The sequence below is a fragment of the Butyrivibrio sp. TB genome (genome assembly GCF_900110805.1).
GTDB lineage: Bacteria > Bacillota > Clostridia > Lachnospirales > Lachnospiraceae > Butyrivibrio > Butyrivibrio fibrisolvens_C.
On the sequence record NZ_FOER01000030.1, the window covers coordinates 19,833 to 45,317 of the forward strand.

Annotated in this window: 18 protein-coding genes and 1 tRNA gene; 18 read left to right on the forward strand and 1 reads right to left on the reverse strand. The window is 41.5% G+C overall.

Translation table 11 applies throughout. The features are described from left to right. Nucleotides 1-182 precede the first annotated feature (182 nt). Nucleotides 183-1,298 carry a hypothetical protein gene (locus BMX21_RS16585; protein ID WP_092046047.1) on the reverse strand — a complete coding sequence of 372 codons (1,116 nt, stop codon included), beginning with the start codon at nucleotides 1,296-1,298 and terminating at the stop codon, nucleotides 183-185. A gap of 233 nt (nucleotides 1,299-1,531) precedes the next feature. On the opposite strand from BMX21_RS16585, the gene BMX21_RS16590 reads away from it, so the two are divergent. The 18 genes from BMX21_RS16590 to BMX21_RS16675 all read left to right on the forward strand — a co-directional run bounded on the left by BMX21_RS16590 (nucleotide 1,532) and on the right by BMX21_RS16675 (nucleotide 25,333). After that, nucleotides 1,532-2,998 carry a radical SAM/SPASM domain-containing protein gene (locus BMX21_RS16590; RefSeq protein WP_027218820.1) on the forward strand — a complete coding sequence of 489 codons (1,467 nt, stop codon included), beginning with the start codon at nucleotides 1,532-1,534 and terminating at the stop codon, nucleotides 2,996-2,998. Between the two features lie 164 nt (nucleotides 2,999-3,162). Then, nucleotides 3,163-3,235 (forward strand) — tRNA-Lys (locus tag BMX21_RS16595). A gap of 80 nt (nucleotides 3,236-3,315) precedes the next feature. Continuing rightward, a complete protein-coding gene (locus BMX21_RS16600) occupies nucleotides 3,316-4,089 on the forward strand; it encodes a TatD family hydrolase (RefSeq protein WP_027205016.1) in 774 nt (257 codons plus the stop codon). 70 nt (nucleotides 4,090-4,159) lie between these two features. Further along, nucleotides 4,160-5,029: a 16S rRNA (adenine(1518)-N(6)/adenine(1519)-N(6))-dimethyltransferase RsmA gene (gene rsmA / locus BMX21_RS16605; RefSeq protein WP_022758794.1), complete on the forward strand. Its 870-nt coding sequence runs from the start codon at nucleotides 4,160-4,162 to the stop codon at nucleotides 5,027-5,029. A gap of 223 nt (nucleotides 5,030-5,252) precedes the next feature. Continuing rightward, nucleotides 5,253-9,233, forward strand: coding sequence for a hypothetical protein (locus tag BMX21_RS19140; RefSeq protein ID WP_143057279.1), 3,981 nt, complete (start codon nucleotides 5,253-5,255; stop codon nucleotides 9,231-9,233). 29 nt (nucleotides 9,234-9,262) lie between these two features. After that, nucleotides 9,263-11,449, forward strand: a complete 2,187-nt coding sequence (gene glgB, locus BMX21_RS16615) for a 1,4-alpha-glucan branching protein GlgB (protein ID WP_092046050.1) — start codon at nucleotides 9,263-9,265, stop codon at nucleotides 11,447-11,449. 146 nt (nucleotides 11,450-11,595) lie between these two features. After that, nucleotides 11,596-14,640 (forward strand): DUF6240 domain-containing protein, encoded by a 3,045-nt coding sequence (locus tag BMX21_RS16620; RefSeq protein WP_092046053.1) that lies wholly within the window; start codon nucleotides 11,596-11,598, stop codon nucleotides 14,638-14,640. A 29-nt stretch (nucleotides 14,641-14,669) separates the two neighbouring features. Continuing rightward, nucleotides 14,670-15,851 (forward strand): flagellin N-terminal helical domain-containing protein, encoded by a 1,182-nt coding sequence (locus BMX21_RS16625; protein ID WP_022755561.1) that lies wholly within the window; start codon nucleotides 14,670-14,672, stop codon nucleotides 15,849-15,851. 131 nt (nucleotides 15,852-15,982) lie between these two features. Beyond that, a complete protein-coding gene (locus BMX21_RS16630) occupies nucleotides 15,983-16,459 on the forward strand; it encodes a flagellar export chaperone FliS (protein WP_022755560.1) in 477 nt (158 codons plus the stop codon). Nucleotides 16,460-16,794: 335 nt separating this feature from the next. Next, nucleotides 16,795-17,838, forward strand: a complete 1,044-nt coding sequence (locus BMX21_RS16635; protein ID WP_092046057.1) for a P-loop NTPase family protein — start codon at nucleotides 16,795-16,797, stop codon at nucleotides 17,836-17,838. Continuing rightward, entirely contained in the window at nucleotides 17,828-19,075 is a 1,248-nt protein-coding gene (locus BMX21_RS16640; RefSeq protein WP_027205022.1) for a CpaF family protein, read from the forward strand. Before BMX21_RS16635 ends, BMX21_RS16640 begins: the two co-directional genes overlap by 11 nt. Next, nucleotides 19,011-19,805 carry a type II secretion system F family protein gene (locus BMX21_RS16645; protein ID WP_143057280.1) on the forward strand — a complete coding sequence of 265 codons (795 nt, stop codon included), beginning with the start codon at nucleotides 19,011-19,013 and terminating at the stop codon, nucleotides 19,803-19,805. Before BMX21_RS16640 ends, BMX21_RS16645 begins: the two co-directional genes overlap by 65 nt. Nucleotides 19,806-19,818: 13 nt before the next feature. Continuing rightward, on the forward strand, nucleotides 19,819-21,291 hold the full coding sequence (locus BMX21_RS16650; protein ID WP_177174086.1) for a type II secretion system F family protein: 1,473 nt from the start codon (nucleotides 19,819-19,821) through the stop codon (nucleotides 21,289-21,291). 112 nt (nucleotides 21,292-21,403) lie between these two features. After that, on the forward strand, nucleotides 21,404-21,655 hold the full coding sequence (locus BMX21_RS16655; protein WP_242952947.1) for a Flp1 family type IVb pilin: 252 nt from the start codon (nucleotides 21,404-21,406) through the stop codon (nucleotides 21,653-21,655). After that, nucleotides 21,655-23,199, forward strand: a complete 1,545-nt coding sequence (locus tag BMX21_RS16660; RefSeq protein ID WP_027205024.1) for a DUF5702 domain-containing protein — start codon at nucleotides 21,655-21,657, stop codon at nucleotides 23,197-23,199. The genes BMX21_RS16655 and BMX21_RS16660 overlap by 1 nt, the downstream gene beginning before the upstream one ends. Nucleotides 23,200-23,280: 81 nt before the next feature. After that, on the forward strand, nucleotides 23,281-24,243 hold the full coding sequence (locus tag BMX21_RS16665) for a hypothetical protein (RefSeq protein ID WP_092046061.1): 963 nt from the start codon (nucleotides 23,281-23,283) through the stop codon (nucleotides 24,241-24,243). Between the two features lie 15 nt (nucleotides 24,244-24,258). Then, on the forward strand, nucleotides 24,259-24,690 hold the full coding sequence (locus BMX21_RS16670; protein ID WP_092046063.1) for an A24 family peptidase: 432 nt from the start codon (nucleotides 24,259-24,261) through the stop codon (nucleotides 24,688-24,690). Beyond that, on the forward strand, nucleotides 24,671-25,333 hold the full coding sequence (locus tag BMX21_RS16675) for a TadE/TadG family type IV pilus assembly protein (RefSeq protein ID WP_092046065.1): 663 nt from the start codon (nucleotides 24,671-24,673) through the stop codon (nucleotides 25,331-25,333). The genes BMX21_RS16670 and BMX21_RS16675 overlap by 20 nt, the downstream gene beginning before the upstream one ends. Nucleotides 25,334-25,485 lie beyond the last annotated feature (152 nt).

A 25,485-nucleotide genomic window follows, 5' to 3' on the forward strand; every position in this document is an offset into this window, starting at 1 on the left:
CACTTGCAAAACTATCCGCATCGGCGCTACCTCAAAGGGTGGCGTATGTTTTGCAAGTGCGAAGTTTGAATTATTGATTAAAAACTTCTATTTGGACGGATCGGCACTCCCAGAGCCTTTACAGGATCGGCATCCTCAAAACTTTTACAGCGGAGGCAGTCCGTCCCATAGGAAAGTCTTGGTTATTGACAGGCAGATGTTGTTTTATATTTTGGCATGACAGCTTTTATTATATCTGTAAGACTTGTATCTTTATCCAAGTTATCCGGGCAGTCACTTTTAGGGCGAGGATTTATAACATCGCCGTCTTTTTCAAATTCCAAGAATCCATTCTCTTCATCTAGCAGTCTCTTACTTATAAGATGGGCATCGTAGTACATATCCCATATAAAGCAAGGGAACTTTCCTTTAAGACGGATGTTCTTGACTGTTTCTCCGTGATTTTTGCATCCTTTACCAGGCATGAGGAATATCATACTTGATTGATAGTCATAATATTTCTTGAGGCTTTCGGAATTGGCATCAAGAGAATCTACATTATCAAAATCATTATCATCATAGTAATGATATATACTGTATAGGATTTTATCATCGTGCATCTTCCTGGACATGTTACTGCTTTGAGGATCATCTGCGTTTATGGATATCATAACGTTTTTGCATTCTTTTATGGCAGATATCTGGCTTTCTGTAAGCATGGCATCATCAAGAAAGTAGAAAAAGGCACTTTCTTCATTTTCTCTAAATATATCAATGATCTTATCTGCATCCGTATTTCCACCTTTTTGAATTATGGAAAAAGAGTTGATGCCAAGGTCTCTTGCTTCGCTTATCCTTCTTTTTATAAACTCTATATTTATATTGTCTTTTGTATTTATATCGTTAGCACTGCTATTGTTATTATTAGTATCGTTAGTATTACTATCTTTTATATGATTATCTTCCAATCTGAATATCAATAGCCATGGAATTATATGTCCAAGCTCTGCAGAACATTTTCTAAGAGTTCTAGCGTCATAGGTCCAGCTGTTATAGCCTATGTTGATGCCGAGCTTTCTGATGCAGGCATGGTCTGTGTTATCGAGTAAGTTTTGCATCATCGTATAGTAGGGACTGTTATCATCAGCCAGAATTGTCTGTATGATATCTATTATGTCATCCTGGAATCGTCCGGTGGAGAACTGCCTTCCAAGATCTGCCAGTCTTCTTATGCTCCTCCTGGGATCATCTGCCATATTTTCGATACCACGCTTTACGACAGTATCTATCATGAGTCTTGTTAGTTTCTTTTTGTCCATAGTAAATATATGCCTCAATAAGTGCTGTTATATGACGAGCCTTTGCTTATGGTACGCCGATTTCAATGTTCCACTATATATAATACACGAATTGTTTATGGTTAAGAATAATTAATAATAGGACAGATACAAGGATGTGTCCCAAAATTGCTCAGACCAGGATTATTGTCCGATGACTGATCAAGGCGCTGACCATACAATTAATATATAAAAAGGAAAAAGGAGGATAAACTATGGCTGACGCATTGCAGAATATTTCACATGCTGCTCAAAGGCAGGCATTTAGCATTCTTATCGATCAGTTTCTAAAAAAACTAGGTAAAACTACAGACAGGCAGGCAACATATTTAAAGCTTGTGGATGAAGCAGAGAAGTTCTTTGCAGATGGATTTGACAAGAAGAATATGGATGCTGTCAGGAAAGCTATTAAGGATCCTGACAATAGATGGATTAAGTTTATAAATAAGGTTGTAGATGAGACAGATCCGCATGTTGCCAAGATGACTATGCTAAACCTTGGCTATGAAGCATTCTTCAGAGGGACCAAGACTATAAGAGCTAATCGTAAGAAATATGGCTGTAACATCCCATGGCTTATTCTGTTTGATCCTACAAGTGCCTGCAATATGCATTGTCAGGGCTGCTGGTCAGGAACATATGGAGCCAAGCACAATCTGTCCTTTGAAGATATGGACAAGATAGTAACTCAGGGCAAAGAGCTCGGAGTATATCTGTATATGCTTACAGGAGGCGAGCCCCTTGTTCGCAAGAAAGATATCTTAAAGCTTGCAAGAAAACATAACGATGTAGAATTTTCAATATTTGACAACTCTACTCTTATAGATGATGAGTTCTGTAAAGAGGTTGTAAGCCTTGGCAATATAACCTTCCAGCTATCTATAGAGGGAACCCCTGATACCAACGATGCAAGACGCGGTCAAGGTCACTATAAAGCTGTTATGAAGGCAATGGATCTTTTGAAAAAATACGGCATCATATTCGGAACATCTATCTGCTATACACGCGCTAATATAGAAGCTGTTACAGATGAGAAGTTCCTTCGTATGATCGCAGATAAGGGTGCAAGGTTTGGATTTTTCTTCCATTATATGCCGGTTGGCAACAATGCAGTTCCTGAGCTTATGCCCACAGTAGAGCAGCGCAGGATGATTATAGACAAGATAAGATATATACGTTCAGATAAGTGCGACATAGGATTCTTCCCTATGGATTTCCAAAATGACGGAGAAGCTGTCGGAGGATGTATCGCAGGAGGCCGTAACTATTTCCATATCAATGCAAGCGGAGATGCAGAGCCTTGCGTATTCATTCACTTCTCCAATACCAATATTCATGACAACAGCATTCTGGAGATGCTTCAGTCTCCACTGTTCATGGCTTATCACGAGGGACAGCCTTTTAACAGAAACCACCTTCGTCCATGTCCTATGCTTGAGAATCCTCAGCTGCTGCGTCAGATGGTCGCAGAAACAGGAGCACATCAGACCAATGAAGAGTCAGAAGAGTCTGTGGAACATCTGTGTGCCAAGTGTGATGATTATGCAAGAGAGTGGGGCGAGGTAGCAGATAAGATCTGGGATTCTCAGACACATCATAGACCAAGCTATGAGAACTACACCTCCGAGAAGCGTCTGCATCCGGAGCTTGCAGCTTTCGAGCACAGTACAAAAGGGGCTTAAGCCCCTTTTTATTGTGTTCGTGCACAATTTAGAGACAAGAAACCGGATTTTTGTGTGCAGTTTTTACATATCTGAAATTTTTTGAAAAAAGTACTTGCAAAGGTCCCTGGGTTGTAGTAAAGTATCTTTTGTCGCAAGGAACTGCGGCAAACAAAATAAAAGATGCGCTGCTAGCTCAGTTGGTAGAGCACCTGACTCTTAATCAGGTTGTCCAGGGTTCGAGACCCTGGCAGCGCACGCCGAGTACTGTTTCATGAGTATATCTCGTGGGGCGGTACTTTTTTCGTATAGGTATTTTTAGATAAGAGGGACACGTTTTGATATTTGATACACACGCGCATTATGATGATCGTCAGTTTGAGAATGACAGATATAGCCTTCTTGATAGTATGAAGGAAGCCGGGATCGGAACCATAGTCAATAATGCAGCAGATCTTGAGTCTGTAGAGACATCTTTAGAACTTGCTCACAGGTATGACTTTGTATATGCCGCTGTAGGCGTTCATCCTGAGAATGCCTACGAACTTGATGACTCCAAACTTTTGTGGCTTAGAGACAAGTCCCATGATCCCAAGGCGGTTGCTATAGGAGAGATAGGCCTTGATTACCATTATCCTGACAATCCTGACAGAGATACCCAGATCAAGTGGTTTAGAGCACAGCTCCGTCTTGCCCTTGAGGAAAAGCTCCCTGTCGTGATCCATTCAAGAGATGCAGCTGCAGATACCATGGAGATCATGAAGGAAGCTGCAAGTAAAGGAATAGTCGCTGATATTCACTGCTATTCTTATAGTCCTGAGCAGGCACTTGAATATGTGAAGATGGGATTTTATATAGGCGTAGGCGGAGTTGTCACTTTCAAAAATGGCAAGAAGTTAAAGCAGACCGTTGATAAGATTCCGCTTGATAGGATCCTTCTTGAGACAGACTGCCCTTATATGGCTCCGGAACCTTTTAGAGGAAGTCGCAACTCTTCTGTCTATCTTCCTTATGTTGTGAAGGCAATAGCCGATATAAAAGGTGTCACGCCGCAGGAAGTTATAGATATTACTGAGCAAAATGCCAGAAAATTTTATGGTATACGCAGCTGATATCTGTTATGAAAACCCTTTTCCCGGAAGCTGTCAGGCTTTTGGGGTATTATGAAAGTTGAGGAATAAGATGGCATATCTTGGAAATCCCGCAAGAACCAAGGAAATAATAAATAAATATCACTTAAGTGCCCAGAAGAAGTTCGGACAAAACTTCCTTATAGACACTTCAGTTCTTGAAGATATCGTATCAGCAGCAGGCATAACCAAGGAAGATACTGTACTTGAGATAGGTCCTGGAATAGGAACTCTGACTCAGTATCTTGCAGAGGCAGCAGGCCATGTTATAGCAGTAGAGATAGATGACAAACTCCTTCCTGTTCTTGAGGATACTCTTTCTGAATATGATAATACTAAGGTTTTGAATTCAGATATCCTTGAAGTTGACATCAAGGCTCTTTCTGAGGCTGAGAATAACGGTAAGCCTTTTAAAGTTGTAGCTAACCTTCCCTACTATATTACAACTCCTATCATCATGAAGCTTCTTGAAGCTGGAAGCCCTGTAGAATCAATAACCGTAATGGTCCAGAAGGAAGTTGCAGACAGAATGCAGGAGAAGGAAGGCTCTAAAGAATACGGAGCACTCTCTATAGCTGTCCAGTACTATTCAGATCCAAGAGTTGTATGCGTAGTACCGCCATCTTCTTTTATACCGCAGCCTGGCGTAGATTCAGCTGTTATCAAGATGACACGTTATGAACAGATGCCTGTTGAAGTAGAGGACGAAGCCTTCTTTTTCCAGGTGGTCAAGGCTGCTTTTTCACAGCGTCGTAAGACCCTTGTTAATGGCCTTTCTAATAACAAGGAACTGGGCGTATCCAAGGATATGGCAGGAGATGCCCTTGAGAAAATAGGAAGATCAAGGACTGAAAGAGGAGAGAAGCTTTCACTTGAAGAATTTGGAAGGCTCTCAGATGTTCTTATAGAACTTAAAAAATAAAAAATCTGATAATTGGCCCGCTTTTTTCAAGTATTCATTAAACTCTTAAATGAAGCTTAAAGTAAAATATGACCTTTTCGTAATAAAATATTCGCAAAAGCGCTTGTGCGTAAGCACCAAAAGCCCGAAAATACTGTTATTTTCGGGCTTTTGTCTTTTGACAGACAGATAGAGCTATGTTAAAATTTTAAAAGGGAAAATCCTTAAAAAGAGGGCTATGACTTTGGATAAGTATGAATATAAAGTACGGGCAGAGGAGATAAAAGTCCTGATTTCTTCGGGCAAATACGGGGAAGCAGTCAAGATCGCAGATACGATCGACTGGAGACGTGTCAAGAGTACTACTATGCTCTGCACTATAAGCGACCTTTATAAGGTCAATCGCCGTTTTGAAGAAAGTAAAGAGATCCTTCTGCTCGCATATGAGCGTTATCCCAGCAGTAGAGCAATTGTATATTCGCTTTGTGAACTCTCCATTAAAATGGGAGAGTTTGTTCAGGCTGTAGAATATTATAAAGAATTCGTCCGCATCGCACCTCGCGATACAGGGCGTTATATTCTCCAGTACAGACTATATGAAGCACAGGATGTAAGTCTTGAAGAGCGTATAGCAGTACTTGAGGAGTTCAAGAAGCATGATTACAGAGAGAAGTGGGCATATGAGCTTGCGTATCTGTATCATCGCGTAGGTCTGACAACAGAGTGTATTGAGGAAGTCGATGAGATGTTCCTCTGGTTCGGCGTGGGCAAATTTGTTATGAAGGCCTTGGAACTCAAGGCACTTCACGAGCCGCTGTCTCAGGAGCAGCAGGCCAGATATCAGGCATATAAGAGCGGTCTTGACGGTAGTATAGACCGTGAAGCTATTTTAAAAAAGGATGAAGATCCTATAGGCACAGATGTATCGGATACAAGTCCTAATATGATGGGTAGGCAGCCCTTGTCTGGAAATCAGGAAGGCGCTCAGTCTGGGCAAAGCATATATACACAGCCTCAGCCTGGCATATATACACCGCCTCAGCAGCCTTTGAGGCAGCCGTCTATGGGGCAGACGAAGGCATCTGCATATGGGCAGCCTCAGACTGGAATGTATACCCAGCAGCAGTACAGTTCATATGAGCAGCCGCAGATGGGAGCATACAGTCAGAGTCCAAGCTATATGTATGGCTCAGATATGCCGGCAGAATATGCACAGATGCAAGAGAAGCAGCCTACCAAGCCTTTCTATAACACACCTGAAGAAAGGGATGCTGTAGAGAAGGCTGCACTTGAAGCCGGAATGCCGACCCAGGAGCAGCTTCAGGCATATTATAACGAACAGGCCGGTGCAACCGGGCAGTATCAGAATCAGGGCTACTATCCCTCTAATGCAGATACAGGCAGTTATGCAGCTCAGGATGAATATCAGAGTACATATCAGAGCGGATATCAGAATACATATGCAGGCTATGACGATCATCTGCAGCTTCAGAATACAGGACGCGTTAATGCATACCAGAGAGCTCCTCATGTATCTGAACCTATACCTGTTAATACGGCAAGAAGGGTAGAGGACTCTATTCCATCAGCGCCTCCAAAGCCTGTAGGTTATGATACGGTCAATCTTCAAAAGGCCATTGCAGAGAGCATGGAACAGATAATGGCCGAAGAGGAGCAGAGCAAAGCCAGGGCAACTGTACAGGAAGTATTCTATGAAGATGCTACCAAAGAGTTTGCAACTCCGGATACAGCAAGCTGGACAAGGACAGATGCTCCCCTGAACCAGAAGGAAGAGCCGGGAGTTACCATAAGACCTACAAGGAAAGTAGCAACCAGCCATTATGATGACATCCTGAAACAGGATTATGATGGCCAGATAAGCATGGTAGTTCCTGAAAATGATAAGGTCGAAGATCAGATCACAGGTCAGATCAGCATTGATGACATCATGAACCGCATCAAGCAGCAGCAAAGGGAACGTCAGGAGAAGGAAGTTGCCAAGATAGTACAGGACAAGATAAGCACAGTTATCAGCCAGTACGATGAGGACGTCAAATACGATCTCCAGAAAGAGATGGAGAAAGAAGTAAAGCGTGAACTCATGGGAGGCAATCGTCCAAAGCCTGAGAAGAATGCAGGAAGAGCACTTTTAAGCCATGCAGGCAATGTCGTAAGACCTTCTACAGCTCCTTTTGTAAAGGCAGGTGAAGAAGGCATCAGAAGAGCTAATGAAGAAAAGCTCATGGACGATGACGACATCATGGATCTTGATAATCTTCCGGATGATATTCCGGACATAGAGTCTGATGCTGATACTAATTCTGAAACTGATCCTAATGCTGAATCGGATGCTGATCTTGAAAATGAAAAGACAGATAGTGACTTAGTATCAGCTGCTGATGATACTAAGCCGGATGAACAATCAGATACAGAATCAGGCATAGATTCAGATACAGAATCAGACATAGATTCAGATACGGAATCAGACACAGATTCAAGAAAAGAATCAGAATCAGATTCTGATAAAGACACAGATTCAGAAAAAGAATCAGATACAGATTCAGATAAAAATTTAGATACAGATTCAGATACAGAATCAGATTCAGATAAAGATATTGAAGAAGTTGATCATGCTAAAGACCAGGATGCTTCAATAAAGTCAGAAGAGTCTGCAGACTCAGAAGATACGGATGAATCTAAAGATTCAGATATATCCGCAGATTTAGAAGAGTCCAAAGAAGGGGCTGATATCACAGAAGAGGCAGATCTTACAGATGAGATCAAAGAGATCGTCTCTGATATAGATGCAGATAATGATTCTGAAGAAAGTGCTGATAAGGATACATATACTGATTCTGCTAAAAATAATGATTCTGATATAGAATCAAGTCTTGAATTGGCAAAGGAATCAGATACAGACGAAGATATCGAAGAAGATAATGATCAGCATATTGAATCAGATTCGGATTTTGACAATGATTCAGATGATGAAAGCACGAACCTACAGGATGATTCTAAAGATAAGGTAGGTACAAGGCGCGGCAGGATCACAGTAGTTGAAAAGGATGAATCTTCTGCACTTGAAGTTCCTGAATATACTGAAGAAGTTGTTGAGATGAGTCTTGGCGATACATTTGGCTATGAAGATTCAGACAACATAGATGAAGCGGAAGATGCAAAAGAATCCGGTAACGAGACTCCTTCTGAAGAATCTTTTGATGAAAAAAGTTCTGACGAAGAGCCAGATGATGGCGATACATCTGATGCAATAGCCGCAGAATCCGGCGACAACGAAGAAGATAAGGAAGTTATCCAAGAAGAAAAAGAAGAAAAAGAAGATAAAGAGGACGAAGATAAACTAAAGTCACACGATGTAGAAGAATCAGATAACAATTCACACAGAGCCGGCTTTTCCGAAGGGGAAGCGGAGACAGAGTCGGAGGCGAAGGAATTGGATACAAGGGTACGCGTTATGACGCCTGAGGAGAAAGAGCTTTTCGGACCCTATATTCACCATCGTAAGTCCAGAAAGCAGATCATTCGGGCAATTGATTCACTCAATATGTCACCTGCAACCAACAATGCCATTGTTACAGGTGAAGAGGGAACAGGAACCATCAACCTTGCCAAGGGTCTTATTAAGTCCGTTCAGGCAGGTGATTCAGGTTTCTCCGGCAAGGTTGCCAAGATCACTGCACAGGCTCTTAACAGAAAGAGCGTAAGCCAGGTGATAGAGAAGCTCGACTCAGGAGCTCTTATCATACAGCGTGCAGCTGATATGAAGACAGATACTGTGGATTCTCTCTATAAGGAGCTTACAGCTGACAAGCATGGCATCATAATCGTTATGGAAGACAACCACAAGGATATGGATCGCCTTCTAAAGCGTCATCCTGAGCTTTCCAAGTGCTTCAACGTAAGAGTTGATGTAGAAGCTCTTGATAACGAATCACTGGTAGCCTATGCCAAGCAGTACGCCCTTGAGCGTGAATACAAGATAGACAACTTCGGAATGCTCTCCCTTCACTCACGAATCGAAGAGATGCAGACCATCGACCATGACGTTACTATCTCTGAAGTGCGCGATATTGTGGATGAAGCTATTCGAAGTGCCGAGAAAAAGACCATCAGTCATTTCTTTGACGTAGTACTGAATAAGCGATATGATGAAGAGGATATGATCATTCTGACAGAGAAAGATTTCGAAAGAGCAGATCATAAATAGACTAATTAAATAAAGGCGGAAAGTTTTGTATGGTTAAAAAGGTATTTATCTCTGAAGCTGATGAGTATCTGTTCGGTAACGGTACTCATTATGAAATCTACGAAAAACTTGGCGCTCATCCTTCTGTGGAAAATGGCAAAAACGGTATGTTTTTTGCTGTATGGGCCCCAAACGCAGCAAGTGTTCATGTAATAGGTTCCTTTAACGGCTGGAATGAAGAAGTCCACAAAATGGAAAGACTCAAATCCGGCATCTGGCAGTTATTTATTCCCGGAGTAGGAGTAGGTGAGTTATACAAATACCTGATTACTACGCCGAGTGGTGAGAAGCTTTACAAAGCTGATCCCTATGCTAATTTTGCAGAACTAAGACCGGGTACAGCATCCCGCACAACAGACCTTTCCGCTTTTACATGGTCTGATGATAAATGGACAAGTGAGATATCCAAAAAAGATCTCAACAAACAGCCAATAGCTATCTATGAATGCCATATCGGTTCCTGGATGAAACATCCTGACGGAACCGAAGACGGCTTCTATACTTATCGTCAGTTCGCTGACCGCATAGTAGAGTATCTTAAGGAGATGAACTATAACTATATCGAGCTTATGGGTATAGCTGAGCATCCCTTTGACGGCTCATGGGGCTATCAGGTAACAGGCTATTATGCACCGACATCCAGATATGGCGAGCCTGTAGACTTCATGTATCTTGTAAACCTTCTCCATGAGAACAATATAGGAGTTATCCTTGACTGGGTACCGGCGCATTTCTGCCCTGATGCCCATGGTCTTGCCCGCTTTGACGGCCAGTGTATCTATGAAGATCCGGACCCTCGCAAGGGAGAGCATCCTGACTGGGGTACCAAGATCTTTAATCTTGAAAAAAATGAAGTCAAGAACTTCCTCATAGCTAACGCACTTTACTGGATCCGTAAATTCCACATCGACGGAATAAGAGTAGATGCAGTAGCATCAATGCTCTATCTTGATTATGGCAAAAAAGACGGCCAGTGGGTTCCTAATAAATACGGCGGCAATGAAAACCTTGCAGCTATAGAATTCTTCAAGCACTTAAACAGCGTTATACACGGTACATACCCTGGATTTATGACTGTAGCAGAAGAGTCTACAGCATGGCCCAAGATCACAGGCAAGCTAGATGATGGCGGCCTTGGATTTTCATTTAAGTGGAACATGGGCTGGATGCACGATTTCTGTGAATATATGAAGCTTGATCCATATTTCCGTAAGGGTGCTCATAACATGATGACCTTTGCTATGAGCTATAACGAAGCTGAGAACTATATCCTTCCTCTGTCCCATGATGAAGTAGTACATCTTAAGTGTTCTATGCTTGAGAAGATGCCGGGCTATGAGACAGATAAGTTTGCTAACCTTAGGGCCGGATATACATTTATGTTCGGACATGCCGGCAAAAAGCTCCTTTTCATGGGTCAGGAATTTGGCCAAAAGCGTGAGTGGAGTGAGAAGAGAGAACTTGACTGGGGACTTCTTGCAGAGCCTCTTCACAGAGGGATGAAGGACTATGTTGCAGAGCTATTAAAACTCTATAACAAGTATCCTGCCCTTCACGAGATTGATAATAACTGGGGCGGCTTTGAATGGATCAATGCAGATGATTCTGACAGAAGCACCTTCAGCTTTGTCCGCAAGGCATCAGATGGCAAGGACAACCTTTTATTCGTAATCAATTTTACCCCTATGGAGTGGAAGGGATTCAAGGTAGGCGTTCCATTTGCAGGAACCTATACTCACCTTCTTGATAGTGCTGATCCAAGATTTGGCGGCATGGGAACAGGAGTTCCTGATAAGATCAAAGCGCAGCAGGGGCTTTGCGATTACAAGGATTATTCGATTACCTTTGATCTTCCACCATATGCAGCAGAAGTGTTCCTGTTCCAGGATCCTTCCAACAAAGATACTATAGTAAGATCTCAGCGCAAGGAACGTACCCTTCGTACATCCAAGTCTGAAAAGGCAGAGGAAAGTGCTGATAGTGACCCAAAAGCTTCAACTTCCAAAGCAGTTAAAAAAACGGCTGAAAAAAAGACTGCTACAAAGAAGTCTGTAGATAAAAAAGCTGATGATAAAAAGTCCGATAAAAAAGAAGCCGCTACTAAGAAGGCTGATGAAAAGAAGGCCGATAAAAAAACAGAGACCAAAAAGCTCCAAAACACGAAAGTATATCATTAAATAAAAGCCAAAAATCAAATACGGTTAAGAATCTGATATAATGTGCCGAAATAAAGTGTGACTGCAAAGGATATGCAGCCGCACTTTATTTTTTTCTCCAAGCCATAACAGGATGTGCCGGCAGAGAAAGCATTTTGAGGTTTTATATGACAAATGTATCGGCGCTGGGACAGTTTATGGCATCCCCTGAAGATAACAAAACAGAAAAGAACGCGCACCTTCCTGGAAGCGATTCCTATAGACCATTTGGAGCAGGCAGTATCAAAGGCGCAGGGTATAGTAAACCCATGAGCATAGACCCTTGCCTTGATGTGGAGTTTGGATCTATAAGGCATGATACAGAAGGCTATAGCGCTAAGACAAGTACACTTGTTAATGGCCTTGGAAGAGAAGCTGCGGATTTTGAAAGCTTCCATAATTTTGATGTAGTAATGTCTCATACAATGACAGAAAGTGACTACCGTAAGGCAAGAGAAGACGGCTTTGATCCCAAAGACCTTGAGCCTTCAGAAGCTGTGACTATACTTGATAAGGTCAAGACAGCCCTTCTTGAGTCAGGACAGGTTATAGATGGATTCAATGATGATCTTGATGTTGAGACTCTATCCAAGATCACAGGCAGCAGCTCTCTTGCAAGAGATATAGAAGCTTCTTTTGAGCACCATGACATCCCTCTTACCAAAGATAATATCGAAGATGTTCTTGGCGCGCTTGAAAAGGGTGCGCTTCTAAGTAGTGCGCCCAAAGATGAATCCAAAAACTTTCTTATTGATAACAATTTAGAACCTTCCATTGACAATCTCTACCTTGCAGATCACGCAGTTGGAGGACCAAAGACAGGGCACAGCTCTTACTACATGGAAGGTGGCTATCTTAATAAGATTGCACAGGATGATACATATGAAGATCTTGATGCTTCTATCCTTGAAGTCATAGAAGAGGCAGGCTTTGACACGCAAGACGAAGACATTAAGGATATGGCAAGGCAGCTTCTAAAAGACGGCCTTAGACTTACAACAGATACCCTTCAAAAGAAAAAAGACCTTGCAGATTTATCATTCCCTCTTTCTAAGGAAAAGATAATAGAAGCTGCAGCAGCGTCAATAGCAGATGGAAAGAAAGCGTCTGAAGGAAATCTCATAGATCCAAGAAGCCTTGTACAAAAGGCAGTAAGCCTTAAAAAGAGTCTTTATCTTGAAGAAATAAGATTCGAGATGAGCACAGAGGTTAACCTTAGACTTCTTCGAAGCGGTATAGAGATAGACACTTCCTATGTAGAGAAGTCAATGGAAGATATCAGAAATGCCCAGCTTCAGATTGCCAAAGCTCTTTTCCCGGATAGAAGTGATGCTGATAAGTTATACGATCTGTATAGAAATACTAATGAAGATATAGAGGCTGTCAAACAGTCTCCTGCAGCTGTAGTCGGTGCGCTTACCAAGGAATTTAAGTCAGCGACTCTTGAAGACATATTCAATAGATCATCGATTATAAAGGCTGATTATGACAAAGCCCAGAAGACCTACGAAGCTGTTGGCACCGCGGTAAGAGCAGATCTTGGTGACAGTATCAAGAAGGCTTTTAGGAATGTTGATGAGCTGTTAAAAGATATGGATCTTGAGACAAACGATGATAACAGGCGCGCAGTCCGCATTCTTTCATACAATCACACAGAAGTTACAAGGATAAGCGTAGAGACAGTAAGAAGCTGGGATTCTAAGCTTGTTGATACCATAGATAAGTTAAAGCCAGGGGCTGTCCTTGACATGATAAGGGAAGGCCGCAATCCTCTTAAGATGACTCTTGATGAGCTGTCATCATATCTTTCAGATAAGGACAAGAATCCGGATGAAAGAAACGAGAAGTTTTCGAGATTTTTGTACAAATTAGAGCATTCAGGTCAGATTAATGATAAGGAGAAAGAGTCCTATATAGGCATCTACAGACTTTTTGAAAATCTCAAAGCAACGGATCATGCAGCTATAGGAACAGTGCTTATGTCAGGATCTGAAATGACTATAGGCAACCTCCTTGGCGCAAGCAGAACTCTTCAAAGGTCAAAACGCGGCATGGATTATAAGATTGATGATGAGTTTGGAGGTCTTGAAAGCGGTGGATTTAAGAGTGTTTCAATAGATGTGCAGATAGAGACCGCTTTTAGATATTATGCAGGCAAGGCTGACAGAGCCTATGAGCATATAAGCCCTGAGAAGATGCTGTCCTTTGAAGATAAGGGCAATGACATCTTGGAAGCTACACTTCCCGAATTTGCAGATGCTATGGTAGAAAGTGAAGGCGAGGAAAGTAAAGCTTTAGAAAGAGAATATAACCAAAGACAGCTTCAGGACATAAGGGATGTTCTTGCAGATGAGCTTTGCTCACAAAGCGAAGAAGAGCTCAAAGATTCCAAGATTCCTGTAACAGTTCGAAATCTTGAAGCAATGAATGAGCTAATAGCATCAAGGATCAAATATAATACAAAAAATATCTGGAATCAGCTAAGAAGCAGGATCAAAAATAAAGATGACAGTACTTTTGAAAAGTCAGATGAAGATTCAGATGATGCCATAGATAAAGCTCTGGATAATCTTAAGAACCTGTCTGAATATAAAAATACTATAGATAATCTGTCTAAAACAGTTGAAACAGCCATGAATACTGCCGATACATATATTGACATAAGAGCTTATAAACTCCTTTACACCCAGCTGTCTATAGCAGGCGCAATGTCTGATGCCGGAAGTTATGAGATACCGGTTGATATGGGCAGTTCTAAGGTTTCACTACATCTTTCTTTTAGGCAGGGAGATGGACAATCTTCAAGGATAGAAGCAAGTATAGAAACTGAAAACTTCGGAACAGTTAAGGCGGATTTATCTCTTTCTTCTTCCGAAGATGAAAGTGGCAATAACCAAGATACTATAGCGCCCAAAGTCACCGGAATGTTGACGACATCTGCTCAGGGACGATCGCAGACAAGGCGCTTTATGGACAATATAAAGTACATAATGACAGGAGATGCATCGTCACAGGATATAAGTATTATGTACGGCGCAGCATCAAAGACAGGAGGAAGTACTAAGGCAGCAGTTAGCAGGGAAGCAGATACTACTGACAAGAGACTTATAAAAACAGCGGAACTATTTATTAAAGCGGTTACAGATTCTCTTACCATGATGGAAGAATCTTAAAGCCCAGAGTTAGAACACGGAGAAGTACCATGAAGATTAATTACAATGTATCTGCTCTAGTAGCAAACAATGCACTCAAAACAACTGACAACAAGCTTACAGAATCCCTGGAAAGACTTTCAAGCGGACTCAAGATAGCCAATGCCAAGGACAACCCTTCAGGACTTGCAATGTCAAGAAGGATGAACTCTCAGATCAAGAGTCTTGACACAGCTGATGACTCTAACGCAGACGGAATCTCCATAGTTGAGACAGCAGACGGAGTTCTTGCAGAGATACAGGATATGCTCCAGCGTATGAATGAGCTTACCATAAAGGCCTGCAATGATACCAATACTGACGATGACAGAGCTATCATCGATGAAGAGATACAGCAGCTAAAAAGTGAAGTTCAGAGAGTATGCGATACAACAGAATTCAACGGCCAGAAGCTCCTTGACGGATCCTTTGATCTAAAAGGATATGCAACTATCCGTGAACCCGGCACTGGCAAATATGTCACGGACCCTTATATCACAGTTAGTACATACTCGGATGAGATTCCTGCCGGAATGGCTACTATAACAGATTTTACCTGTGAGTTCGAAGAAGATCCTATAACAGGTACAAGGAATATCGTACCTACTATAGTTGACGGTCAGATGACATCTCCCAAAGGAGTTCTTACGGATTCTAAAGGTAATGTATATGACAATATAGCTGTAGATGGAGATATTATCAAATTCTACAACTCAAGAGGCCAGGAGGTTCAGATCAAGGTTGATGAGACTATACCTGCTACAACTCCTATAACAATAGGACTTGAACTTACAGCAACCGGCGCCATGGCAGTTCAGATTGGTGCCAATGAAGGACAGTATCTTGATATCAGGATTCCTACAATGTCTCTTTCCAATATAGGTATATACAATACCAACACCAAGACCATAGAAGATTCAAGAGCTGCCATAGAGCAGATCAAGAACGGACTTGCATATGTTTCAACAGCAAGAAGCCGCCTTGGTGCCTACCAGAACAGACTTGAGCATACCAATAAGTCACTTGATGTCACGATTGAGAATATGACAGCAGCATATTCAAGGATCATGGACGTAGATATGGCAGAAGAGATGACAACCTATTCAACTCAGACAGTCCTCGATCAAGCCGGAATCTCAATGCTGGCTCAGGCCAATGAAAGACCAAGTGAAGTATTACAGCTTCTCCAGTGATGATCTAAGGCTCCAACACCTGTGATATTTCAAAGGATTAAAAAAATACTTAAAGAATTAAATATATCCAATTAGAAATGTTTATTATAAATGTCAATGATAAATATATATTTAAAAGAAAGAGTGAGCCCATGACCAAAGAACAGATAAACAGCTATACCAGAAGAATATCAGAAGCTAATGAAACCCAGATGATAACTATCCTATATGAGATGACTCTGGACTACCTTGCTGATGCCAAGAAAGCTCTTTTTGCAAAGGACTATGACAGATATGACGTTGAGCTTACAAGAGCACAGAACTGCATCACAGAGCTTATAAGATCTCTTAACATGAACTATGAGATAGCACATACTTTCATGCAGCTGTATATCTTTGCCAAGAGACACCTTATAACAGCAGCCATAAGACGTGAAGGCGATTATATTGATGACATAATCAGTATATTTGAGAAAATGCGCAATTGCTACAAAGAGCTTGAAAAGCTCAATGAAGCAGCTTCTGTTATAGAAGGAGCACAGCATGTATTTGCAGGTCTTACCTACGGCCCGGGCCACCTTAACGAGACTGTAGCAGATCCTTACACTAATAGAGGATATAGAGCCTGATATCTATACGATACAGCTTCTATTCTCTTTATAAGGACTGGCAAAGTGCATATGCTTAACTTGCCTGCTATGGTTATTTTTTAATACTATTTATAGATAATTATATTCAAAAAGAATATAACGGATAAAAATAAGCGGTATTACGTCAAAAATTAATTACATATTAGAACTTGCGTTTTTAAAAATCTTCTGCTAGTATTCATACATCGAGTTCATTACGAACAAGATCACGAAATTCATTCGTGAGGATGATCGGCATCGCCGGTTATTCATATCCCTTTAATTATAAGATTTTTGGAAACGCATTTTTTGCGTCCTTTTTTTGAGAGGAAGAAATGAGTAAAAGGAATATTATCGCTTTATGCGACACCACGGCTGATTATTGTTTCAGGCTGGATGAGTACCTAAGAAGGAGCTTAAAACTCCCCTTTAAGATTGTAGATTTTACAAGTCAGGATGATCTTATGGCAGCAGATAGTGACCTTAAAAGCAGGACCATAGCTCTTGTCATATCCCAAAGCGTATACGAGAAGGTACATGATGCAGGTTTTGACAGACTCCTTGTACTTGAAGAGCCAGGCAAGGATGGAAGCTATAACAGGATAGAATCAGATGATGAAGATATCGAGATAAGATCTACGCCCAAGTACCAGTCCATGGACAAGATAATGCAAAAGCTAATGAGCTTTTGTATGGATCAGCCTGATACATTGAGCCAAAGGCGCGGAAGTGAAGATAAGCTCACAATATACGGAGTATATTCACCCATCAAAAGGTGCGGACAGACAACCTTTGCAAGAGCACTTGGACGCAGCCTTAGCAGAAAAGACAGAAGTCTTTATATGAATCTTGAGCCTTTTGCATCAGATCTTGGAATACCCAAAGGAAAAGGGCAGAATCTTCAGGATCTTCTATACTTTTTTGAAAATGATAACAAAAGGCTTTCACTCTATCTTGAAAATGTCTGTGTCAAGGACGAAAGCCTTGATATAATCCCGCCTGCGACATCATTTCTTACACTCAAAGGAGTCGGCAGGGATGAATGGGGAAGACTATTAAAAGAGATAGAAGAGACGGGACTTTATAAGTATCTTATCATAGATCTTTCGGAGATAACCGATGGCTTTACTCACATACTTGATATGTGCGACAGGATATTCACCATTAGAAGAGATGATCCATGTTCTTTGTCCAAGCTTGAAAACTACGGACGAACATTTCGCCTTACAGGTAACGGCGGCATACTTGATAAGAGCATGGTATTCGACCTTCCGGACAGCCTACTTACAGCAGGAGATCAGGCCATGGAAGTCTATGCATTAAATGTCCTTGAAGCATCCAAGACTCTTCCTATGAAGGAGGCACAGGATGCGAGCTGAACTAGAAAATTTAAAAACAGATATCAGAAAAAGGCTTGTTGCATCAATGGATATGACAAGGGATATAAGCGATGATGAGATCCTTGAGATGATCGATAAGGAAGTTATATCCAGCTGCAGCGAGATGGTCATGACCCTTTCTGAAAAAAGAATGCTTCGATCAGAGCTATTCCATGCAATGCGAAAGCTCGACGTACTTCAGGACCTTGTAGATGATCCTACAGTTACAGAGATCATGATCAACGGCAAAGACGATATCTTTATTGAAAAGAGCGGCCGCCTTTCCAAATACGATCTTACTTTTGAATCCAAGGAAAAGCTTGAAGATGTGATCCAGAAGATCGTAGCAGGCTGTAACAGAGTCGTAAATGAAGCATCTCCCATAGTCGATGCAAGACTGGAAAACGGATCCAGAGTTAACATAGTCCTTCCGCCTATAGCGCTAAACGGACCTATTGTTACTATAAGAAGATTCCCGGACGAGCCCATCAATATGAAAAAGCTTATGGGTTTTGGCTCTGTTCCTGACTATATAGTCAAAGATCTTCAGACTCTGGTAAGAGCAGGCTATAACATCTTTATAAGCGGAGGAACAGGCTCCGGCAAAACAACCTTTCTAAATGCGTTGTCAGACAGCATCCCATCCACAGATCGCGTCATCACGATCGAAGACAACGCTGAACTGCAGATTCTGCATGTTCCCAACATAGTCAAAATGGAATCTCGAAATGCCAATGTAGAAGGCTGTAGAGAGATTTCTATACGAGACCTTATAAAGTCAAGCCTTCGTATGCGTCCCGACAGGATCATCGTCGGAGAAGTCAGAGGCGGAGAAGCTCTTGATATGGTGCAGGCCATGAATACAGGCCATGATGGAAGTATGAGTACAGGCCATGCCAATAGCGCCAAGGATATGCTATCAAGACTTGAGACCATGATACTGATGGCTATGGATCTACCACTTAGTGCTATCAGAAGACAGCTTTCATCAGGCATAGATCTTATCATCCACCTTGGAAGACTTAGAGACAGGAGCAGGAAGCTCCTTGAGATATGCGAAGTTCCGGGGGGCCTTGATGAGGAGACTGGTGAAGTGAAGCTCAATGTACTCTGGCAATATGTTGAAACCGGAGAAAGTGATAACGGCAAAGTTATAGGAGAGTGGAGGAAAATTGGAGAACTTAAAAACAAAGAAAAGCTTGCAGCTGCCGGACTGGTACTCCCATCGCAGGCTTAAAGAATTATTTCAAAAGCCTCAAAAAGAAGATATTCCGTCAATTGTTGCAGGTGTTTTAATACTTATGACCATCAGCTATCTTTTTTATCATTCGATTTTAGTAACGGTATTTCTTGCGCCGCTCCTTGTACCTTTTGTAGAGAAGATGAGAAAAGAGAGGATCACAAGACAAAATCACGAGATAGGGCAGCAGTTCAAAGATGTACTTATATCCGTAGCTACAAGCCAGAAGGCAGGATATGCTCTTGAGAATGCATTTGCAGTTTCTTACAAGGATATGAAGAAGCTCTACGGAGAACAGTCACCTATATGCAAAGAGCTAAGGCGTGTATGCAAAGGACTTAGGAACAATATAGTCTTAGAAGATCTTCTGTTTGAAATGGGTGAGAGAACTCAGAATTCCTATATTAGAGAGTTTGCAAACGTATTTGCAGTTGCAAAAAGAAGCGGCGGCAACATAACTCAGATGCTGGAAGAGACTGTATCACAGATATCTACTCAGACAGATGTTGAGAAAGAGATCGACGTAATGATAAGTGCAGGCAAGATGGAAGCAAGGATCATGGAGATAGTTCCCTTTGCCATCATGGCTTATGTAGGCATCATGAACCCTGGCTTTTTTGACAGCCTTTATGGCAACTTTGCAGGCATAGCGATAATGACAGTATGCCTTGCAGTGTATCTTGCGGCATATACAGTTATCGAGAAGATAATTGATATCAAGGTATGATCGGGGGATGAGTATGGACTTATATATTAAAACAGGTTTTTATGCCCTTATTCTTATAGCGATCATGGTTTTGTGCTTTATAGCAAGATATGAAGAGCTTCCTGAAAGTATTGATGATACCGGTATATCCGGACATATATACAGAGCAGCCTGCTTTATCTATTCAAGATTTATAAGAAGAAAGAGAACTCTTGAGGTCAGTAAGATCAAAAGTGATCTAAGTACCCTAACACCTACCAATAAAGGTGAAGAGCAGGCGGCAGAGTACTATATCAAAAAAATAGGTCTTTCGATAATCATAATTGCTGCCGGCTGCATCATGGCGATATTCCTTGCCATGAAGAATACGCAGGAGAAGGTGATCGATTCAAAGACCGGCCTTCCCAGATCTTCTTATGGAGGGGCTACATCTTCCCAGAGTCTTGTAGCAGAAAATAAAGACGGTGACACTATAGGAACCTATAACGTCACAGTAGAAGCAAGGAAGTATACAGATAAAGAGCTCACAGATATGCAAAAAGATCTTGCAGCTCGCATGGACAAGATAATCCTTGGAAACAATAAATCTCTTGATGAAGTTCACAATGACTTGAATCTTGTCAGTTCTATAGAAGGGTACCCCTTCAAGATCCAATGGACATCCGATCAGTACAGAGTTTTGGGCTTTACAGGACAGGTCAGGAATGATGAAGTTCCTGATGCAGGGATAGCTGTTAATCTGACAGCTAAGTATACAGCTCAGGATCTTACATTTGAACAGAAGTTCAGCGTCATGGTCTATCCCAAGATCCTTACCGATGAGGAAGCCAGAGATGCTTATATGAAGGATCTTATTAAGACCAACAGTGACGATTCATCTACAGGAGTCTATCAGACTCTTCCCGATAGTTTCAACGATCAGCACATAATCTGGAAGAAGAACATACAGGACAACAGTATGCTTCTTATGATCATGGTTTTGATCATAGGCGTTCTCATATATTTCATCAAAGACGAACAGCTCAAAACAAGTATTAAAGACCGCGAGGAAGAGATGATCAAAGATTATTCACAGATAATCTCAAAGCTTGTTCTGTATCTTGGAGCCGGCATGACGCTTCGCGGCATATTCGAAAAGCTCTGCATAGATTATGAAAAGAGCCTTCAAAGGGGGCTTCCCAAAAGGTATGCCTACGAGGAGATAAGAGTCATGGTCAATGAGCTAAGAGCAGGAGAATCTGAATCAAGGGCCTATGAGATGTTTGGTCTTAGGTGCAGGAGCCAGCCTTATACGAGGCTTGTAAACCTTCTGTCACAGAACCTTAGAAAAGGAAACAGCTCGCTCCTTCCGCTTCTAAAGCAGGAGGCAGCCAAGGCATCCGAAGAAAGGCTTAATATCGCAAGAAAAGCGGGTGAGAAAGTCACCACCAAGCTCCTTGCACCCATGATGCTGATGCTTGGAATAGTGATGGTCATCATCATGTATCCGGCGTTTACGTCATTTTGATCAAAGGTAGCTCGCGGTTTTAAAACTGCTGACTATAAAAAAGATATATAAGATAAAACAACTTGTATATCAAAAATAACAAAATACTTTAAATGAAAAAGGAGAAAACAACATGAAAAAAGTAATGGAGAATGTAAAAACAAAGTTTGCTGCTATGAAGGCAGTGGCTCAGAATCGTCTTGCGTGCAGGGATTTTGCAGCAGAGCTTTCAGATGATAATGCCGGAATGGGTACTATTGAGATTGTTCTGATCATCGTGGTTCTTATTGGTCTTGTTCTTGTATTTAAGGAGAACATCAACGGTGTTCTTGAGACAGTATTCGGCACAATTGATAGCGGTGTAAGCCAGGCTGCAACATACTAATGAGTAGAAACAAGGCAGCTTTTAATACAAAAATAAGTGCATCGCTTACCATCTATATGGCTCTTATGCTGCCTATCCTTCTGTCACTTGTACTGGCGCTTTTTACAGGCGCCAGAATAAGAGCAGAGAAGATGAAAGTTGAGATAGTTACTGATATTGCTGGAAACGCAGTACTTGGTGAATACAATAGACCACTTAGGCAGCAGTATGGACTTTTAATGGTCGATACCGCTTATGACAAGGGCTCCCCCGCTCTTTCAAATATGACAGAGAGACTGGATTATTATCTAAGTGCGAATACCGATGGCAATACCATATCCCAGATTGGAGAATTTCTTCTAAATACCAGTAACTTCTCAGAGCTTTCTCTGGCGGATGTCAGTGTTCCGGAGTATACCTTTGCAGGTGACAACGGAAGCGCTGTGGTTCAGAGACAGATTTTCTCATATCTTGAAGCTGAGCCTTTAGAAGGCCTTTTGGGAAGTGCCGAAGAGGCTACAAGTGGTAAGTCCGATATTGAAGGACAAGGCGCAGGCGGCGAAGACATATCATTTTTTGAAAATGTTGTCGGCGTATTTGAAAAGATATCAGCTTTATTTACTGATAATTCTGATCAGGACCTTGGAGGTCATACAGAAGATGAAGTAGATCTTGAGGATGCCAGGCAGACTCAGGAGACTATGTCTGATATTGCAGGTCAGGATGCTCAGACCAAGAAGTTCTCGATCCTGGATCTTGTAATACCTGAGTCAGAGACTGTATCTGATGCAAGTTTTGATACAGGCTCGGTTTATACAGGACGCAGCAATTGTCTTCAAGGTACAGGTCTTTCTGATAATTTTGATGCCAACGTTTTTGAAAACTTTGGACTTTTTAATATATATCTTTTTGAAAAGTTCGGTTATTACAAGCATCCCAAAGAAAATTCACATCTTCAGTATCAGATCGAATATCTTATCGGCAAAAAAAATACAGACAAAGGCAATCTGGCAGCAGTCGTATGGTGGCTGTTTGCTATAAGATGTGTCATTGATTATGTATATGCTTTTAGACCGGATTCTAAACCCGGACTTGTGATAACGCCAATAACTGAAGCGCTATGTCTTATTCCTGTTATAGGAGTTACGCTGGCAGAACTTGTAAAGCTCTTTCTTACAGCAGTCTACGCCTTTATAGAAGGCAGAAATGATGTAGCCATGCTCATGTCGGGTGGCAAAGTTCCCATCATAAAAACAGATGATTCCTGGAAGACAGATCTTTTTTCAGGTCTTCACGGAGTGACAGGTTCCAATTCTTACGGCCCTGATTATAAAGGATATCTTCTTATCCTGATGCTCCTTCATGAAGCAATAGGATCTGTTGATGAAGAGACAAAGCGCATGATGGATATCATGGAACTTGATATACGTAAAGTCCCCGGGTATTCAAACTTCAGGATAGACGGCTGTATAGACTGTTATAAAGTTACTGTAACCTATGACGGTGAGAGTGGTCACAGCTATGAATTCACAAGGTTCTTCGGATATGAAGAAGCTCCTAGATGATCATGGTCTGAAGCTGCTTTATAAGCTTGGATCTTTTAATGTTTCCGGCTACATATTTATTCACGATATGAGGTAGATGTAATGAAGCACCTGGGGGTGTCCTTTTCGGACACGATCACAAAAATATATAAAAACAAAAAGCATAAGCCTCTCCGGGCAGATCATGGCGCTAAGAAAAGGATATCGCCAGGTGCTGCCATTACACTTGAGGCATCGATCCTAATACCTCTTTTTCTGATGTTCTTTGTCACAGTATTTTCACTTTTTGAAATGCTGCGTCTTCAGAATGCGGTAGAGATTGCTCTCCATCAGACGGGCAATGAGATATGTCTTCTTAGATTCGAAGCAGATATGGTCCTTGGCGCTGGAGAGGAGCTGCTTAGTACAGGAGATGAGAGCGGCACCATATTCGATGATCTGGCGGGTATCCCTGACAGTTACAAAACTGCCGGAAGGAATGTATTCGATTCGGCAGTTACGTATATGATGGTCAAGAATTATCTTGATCCATCAAGTATCTTAGAAACACCAGTCCTTGATGGTGAGATATACATAGCACCTCTTAATCTGACCAATGAAGGTGAAGTAGGGCTTGAAGCTGTATATACGACGCATCCGTATTTTAAGTGCTTTGGCCTTTCTGACATCAGGATGGAAGCAAGGTACTATGGCCATGACTGGTCAGGATTTGCAGTTGCTTCTGACCAGGAAGAGGAGCAGGAAGATGAAGATCCTGACGTATATATAGCTAAGAGAGCAGGAGCTGTATATCACACGGACAAAGGCTGCACCTATCTTACAAGGAATATACATAACTGTCCTTACATAGAGATAGAAGATAAAAGGAATAAAGGCGGAGCCATATATTATCCCTGTAGTACCTGCGGCGGAGGAACATCCGGAACGGTATATTACACAGATTATGGAAGAAGATACCATTCAAGTCTTGATTGTCATCAGCTTACCCGCGACATAATAACGCTTAAACTATCGGCCGCCAAGGAGCAAGGATATAGACCGTGTTCTGTATGCGCCGGTGGATAATAGGAAAGGAATAATATGATCTTTATAATTCTAATGATGCTGATCCTTGTAATATCAGCTGTCTATGATATCAAAAATAAATCCGTTTCTGTCAAAATCCTTGTTATAGCAGGATGCATATCTTGTATCTGCGGTATATGTCAGCTCTTTTATGATTCTACTATCTATATGGAAATATGCTCACTTTTGCCGGGCGCTTTTATGCTGGCACTTTCATATCTTACCAAGGAGCAGATAGGTTATGGAGATGGACTTATGATTCTTTTCCTGGGACCTGTATTTGGGCTTATCAATGTGCTTATAGGTTTGTGCGCAGGTCTTGTGATATCAGCTTTTGTTTCAGCAGGATTATTGATGTTCAAAAAAGCCGGGAAAAAGGAGTCGTTACCATTTCTTCCTTTCCTTGCGGCTGGAATGGGGGCAGTCTGTGTACTTTGCAGCATATGATCTTATAGACAGACATCATAATTATTCTGAGAAGGTAGATTGTGATAAAAAAGAATCTAATACCATAATTCCTTTTAAGGAAGAATATTATCCAAAAGAATCTGATACAAGAAATCATTCCAAAGGATCACATTATCAAAAAGATGATATTGATCATAAGAATATACAAGATACAGTTCAAAGGCTGCAGGGCGCATACCTTACTATAGAACTGTCACTGATATTTCCTATCATATTACTTGTTATAGTCTTGGTCGTACACTGGAGCTTTATGATGTATGACAGAGTGATAATGTCTCAGGATGCATACCTTCTTGCTTTAAGAGGTGCGGTTATATCTGATGATGAGCCTGAGCAGTATGCGCTTGACAATAGCGACTGGCAGTTTGGATCCTGGTATTTTGGAAGTGATAAACCCTCTGTTCAGACCTCCAGCGACTGGCTGTTTAATAATGTCGAAGTAACTCTGTCTATGGAGACTTACCATGGAGGGACCAGCTATTACGGCATAAATCCTCAGGGTAAATGGGCATCTTCCATATCCTGGAAGGCAAGTTATACAAGACCTGCCAAGAGAGTCCGGCTTTTCACAAGGGCTTATGACCTTTATAAGGTATTTACAGAGGCTTTGACTTCTGATTAAAAAATCACTTTTTGCTTACAATTATATGTTAGGGGTAGTTTGAAAATGTTCCATTTTCAAGGGAGTTAATTAGGAATTAACTCCTCAAATTGATGACGCGAGCTCCATCAATTTGAACCATTAGTCACTCGTTTCACTCGCGACATGAGGTT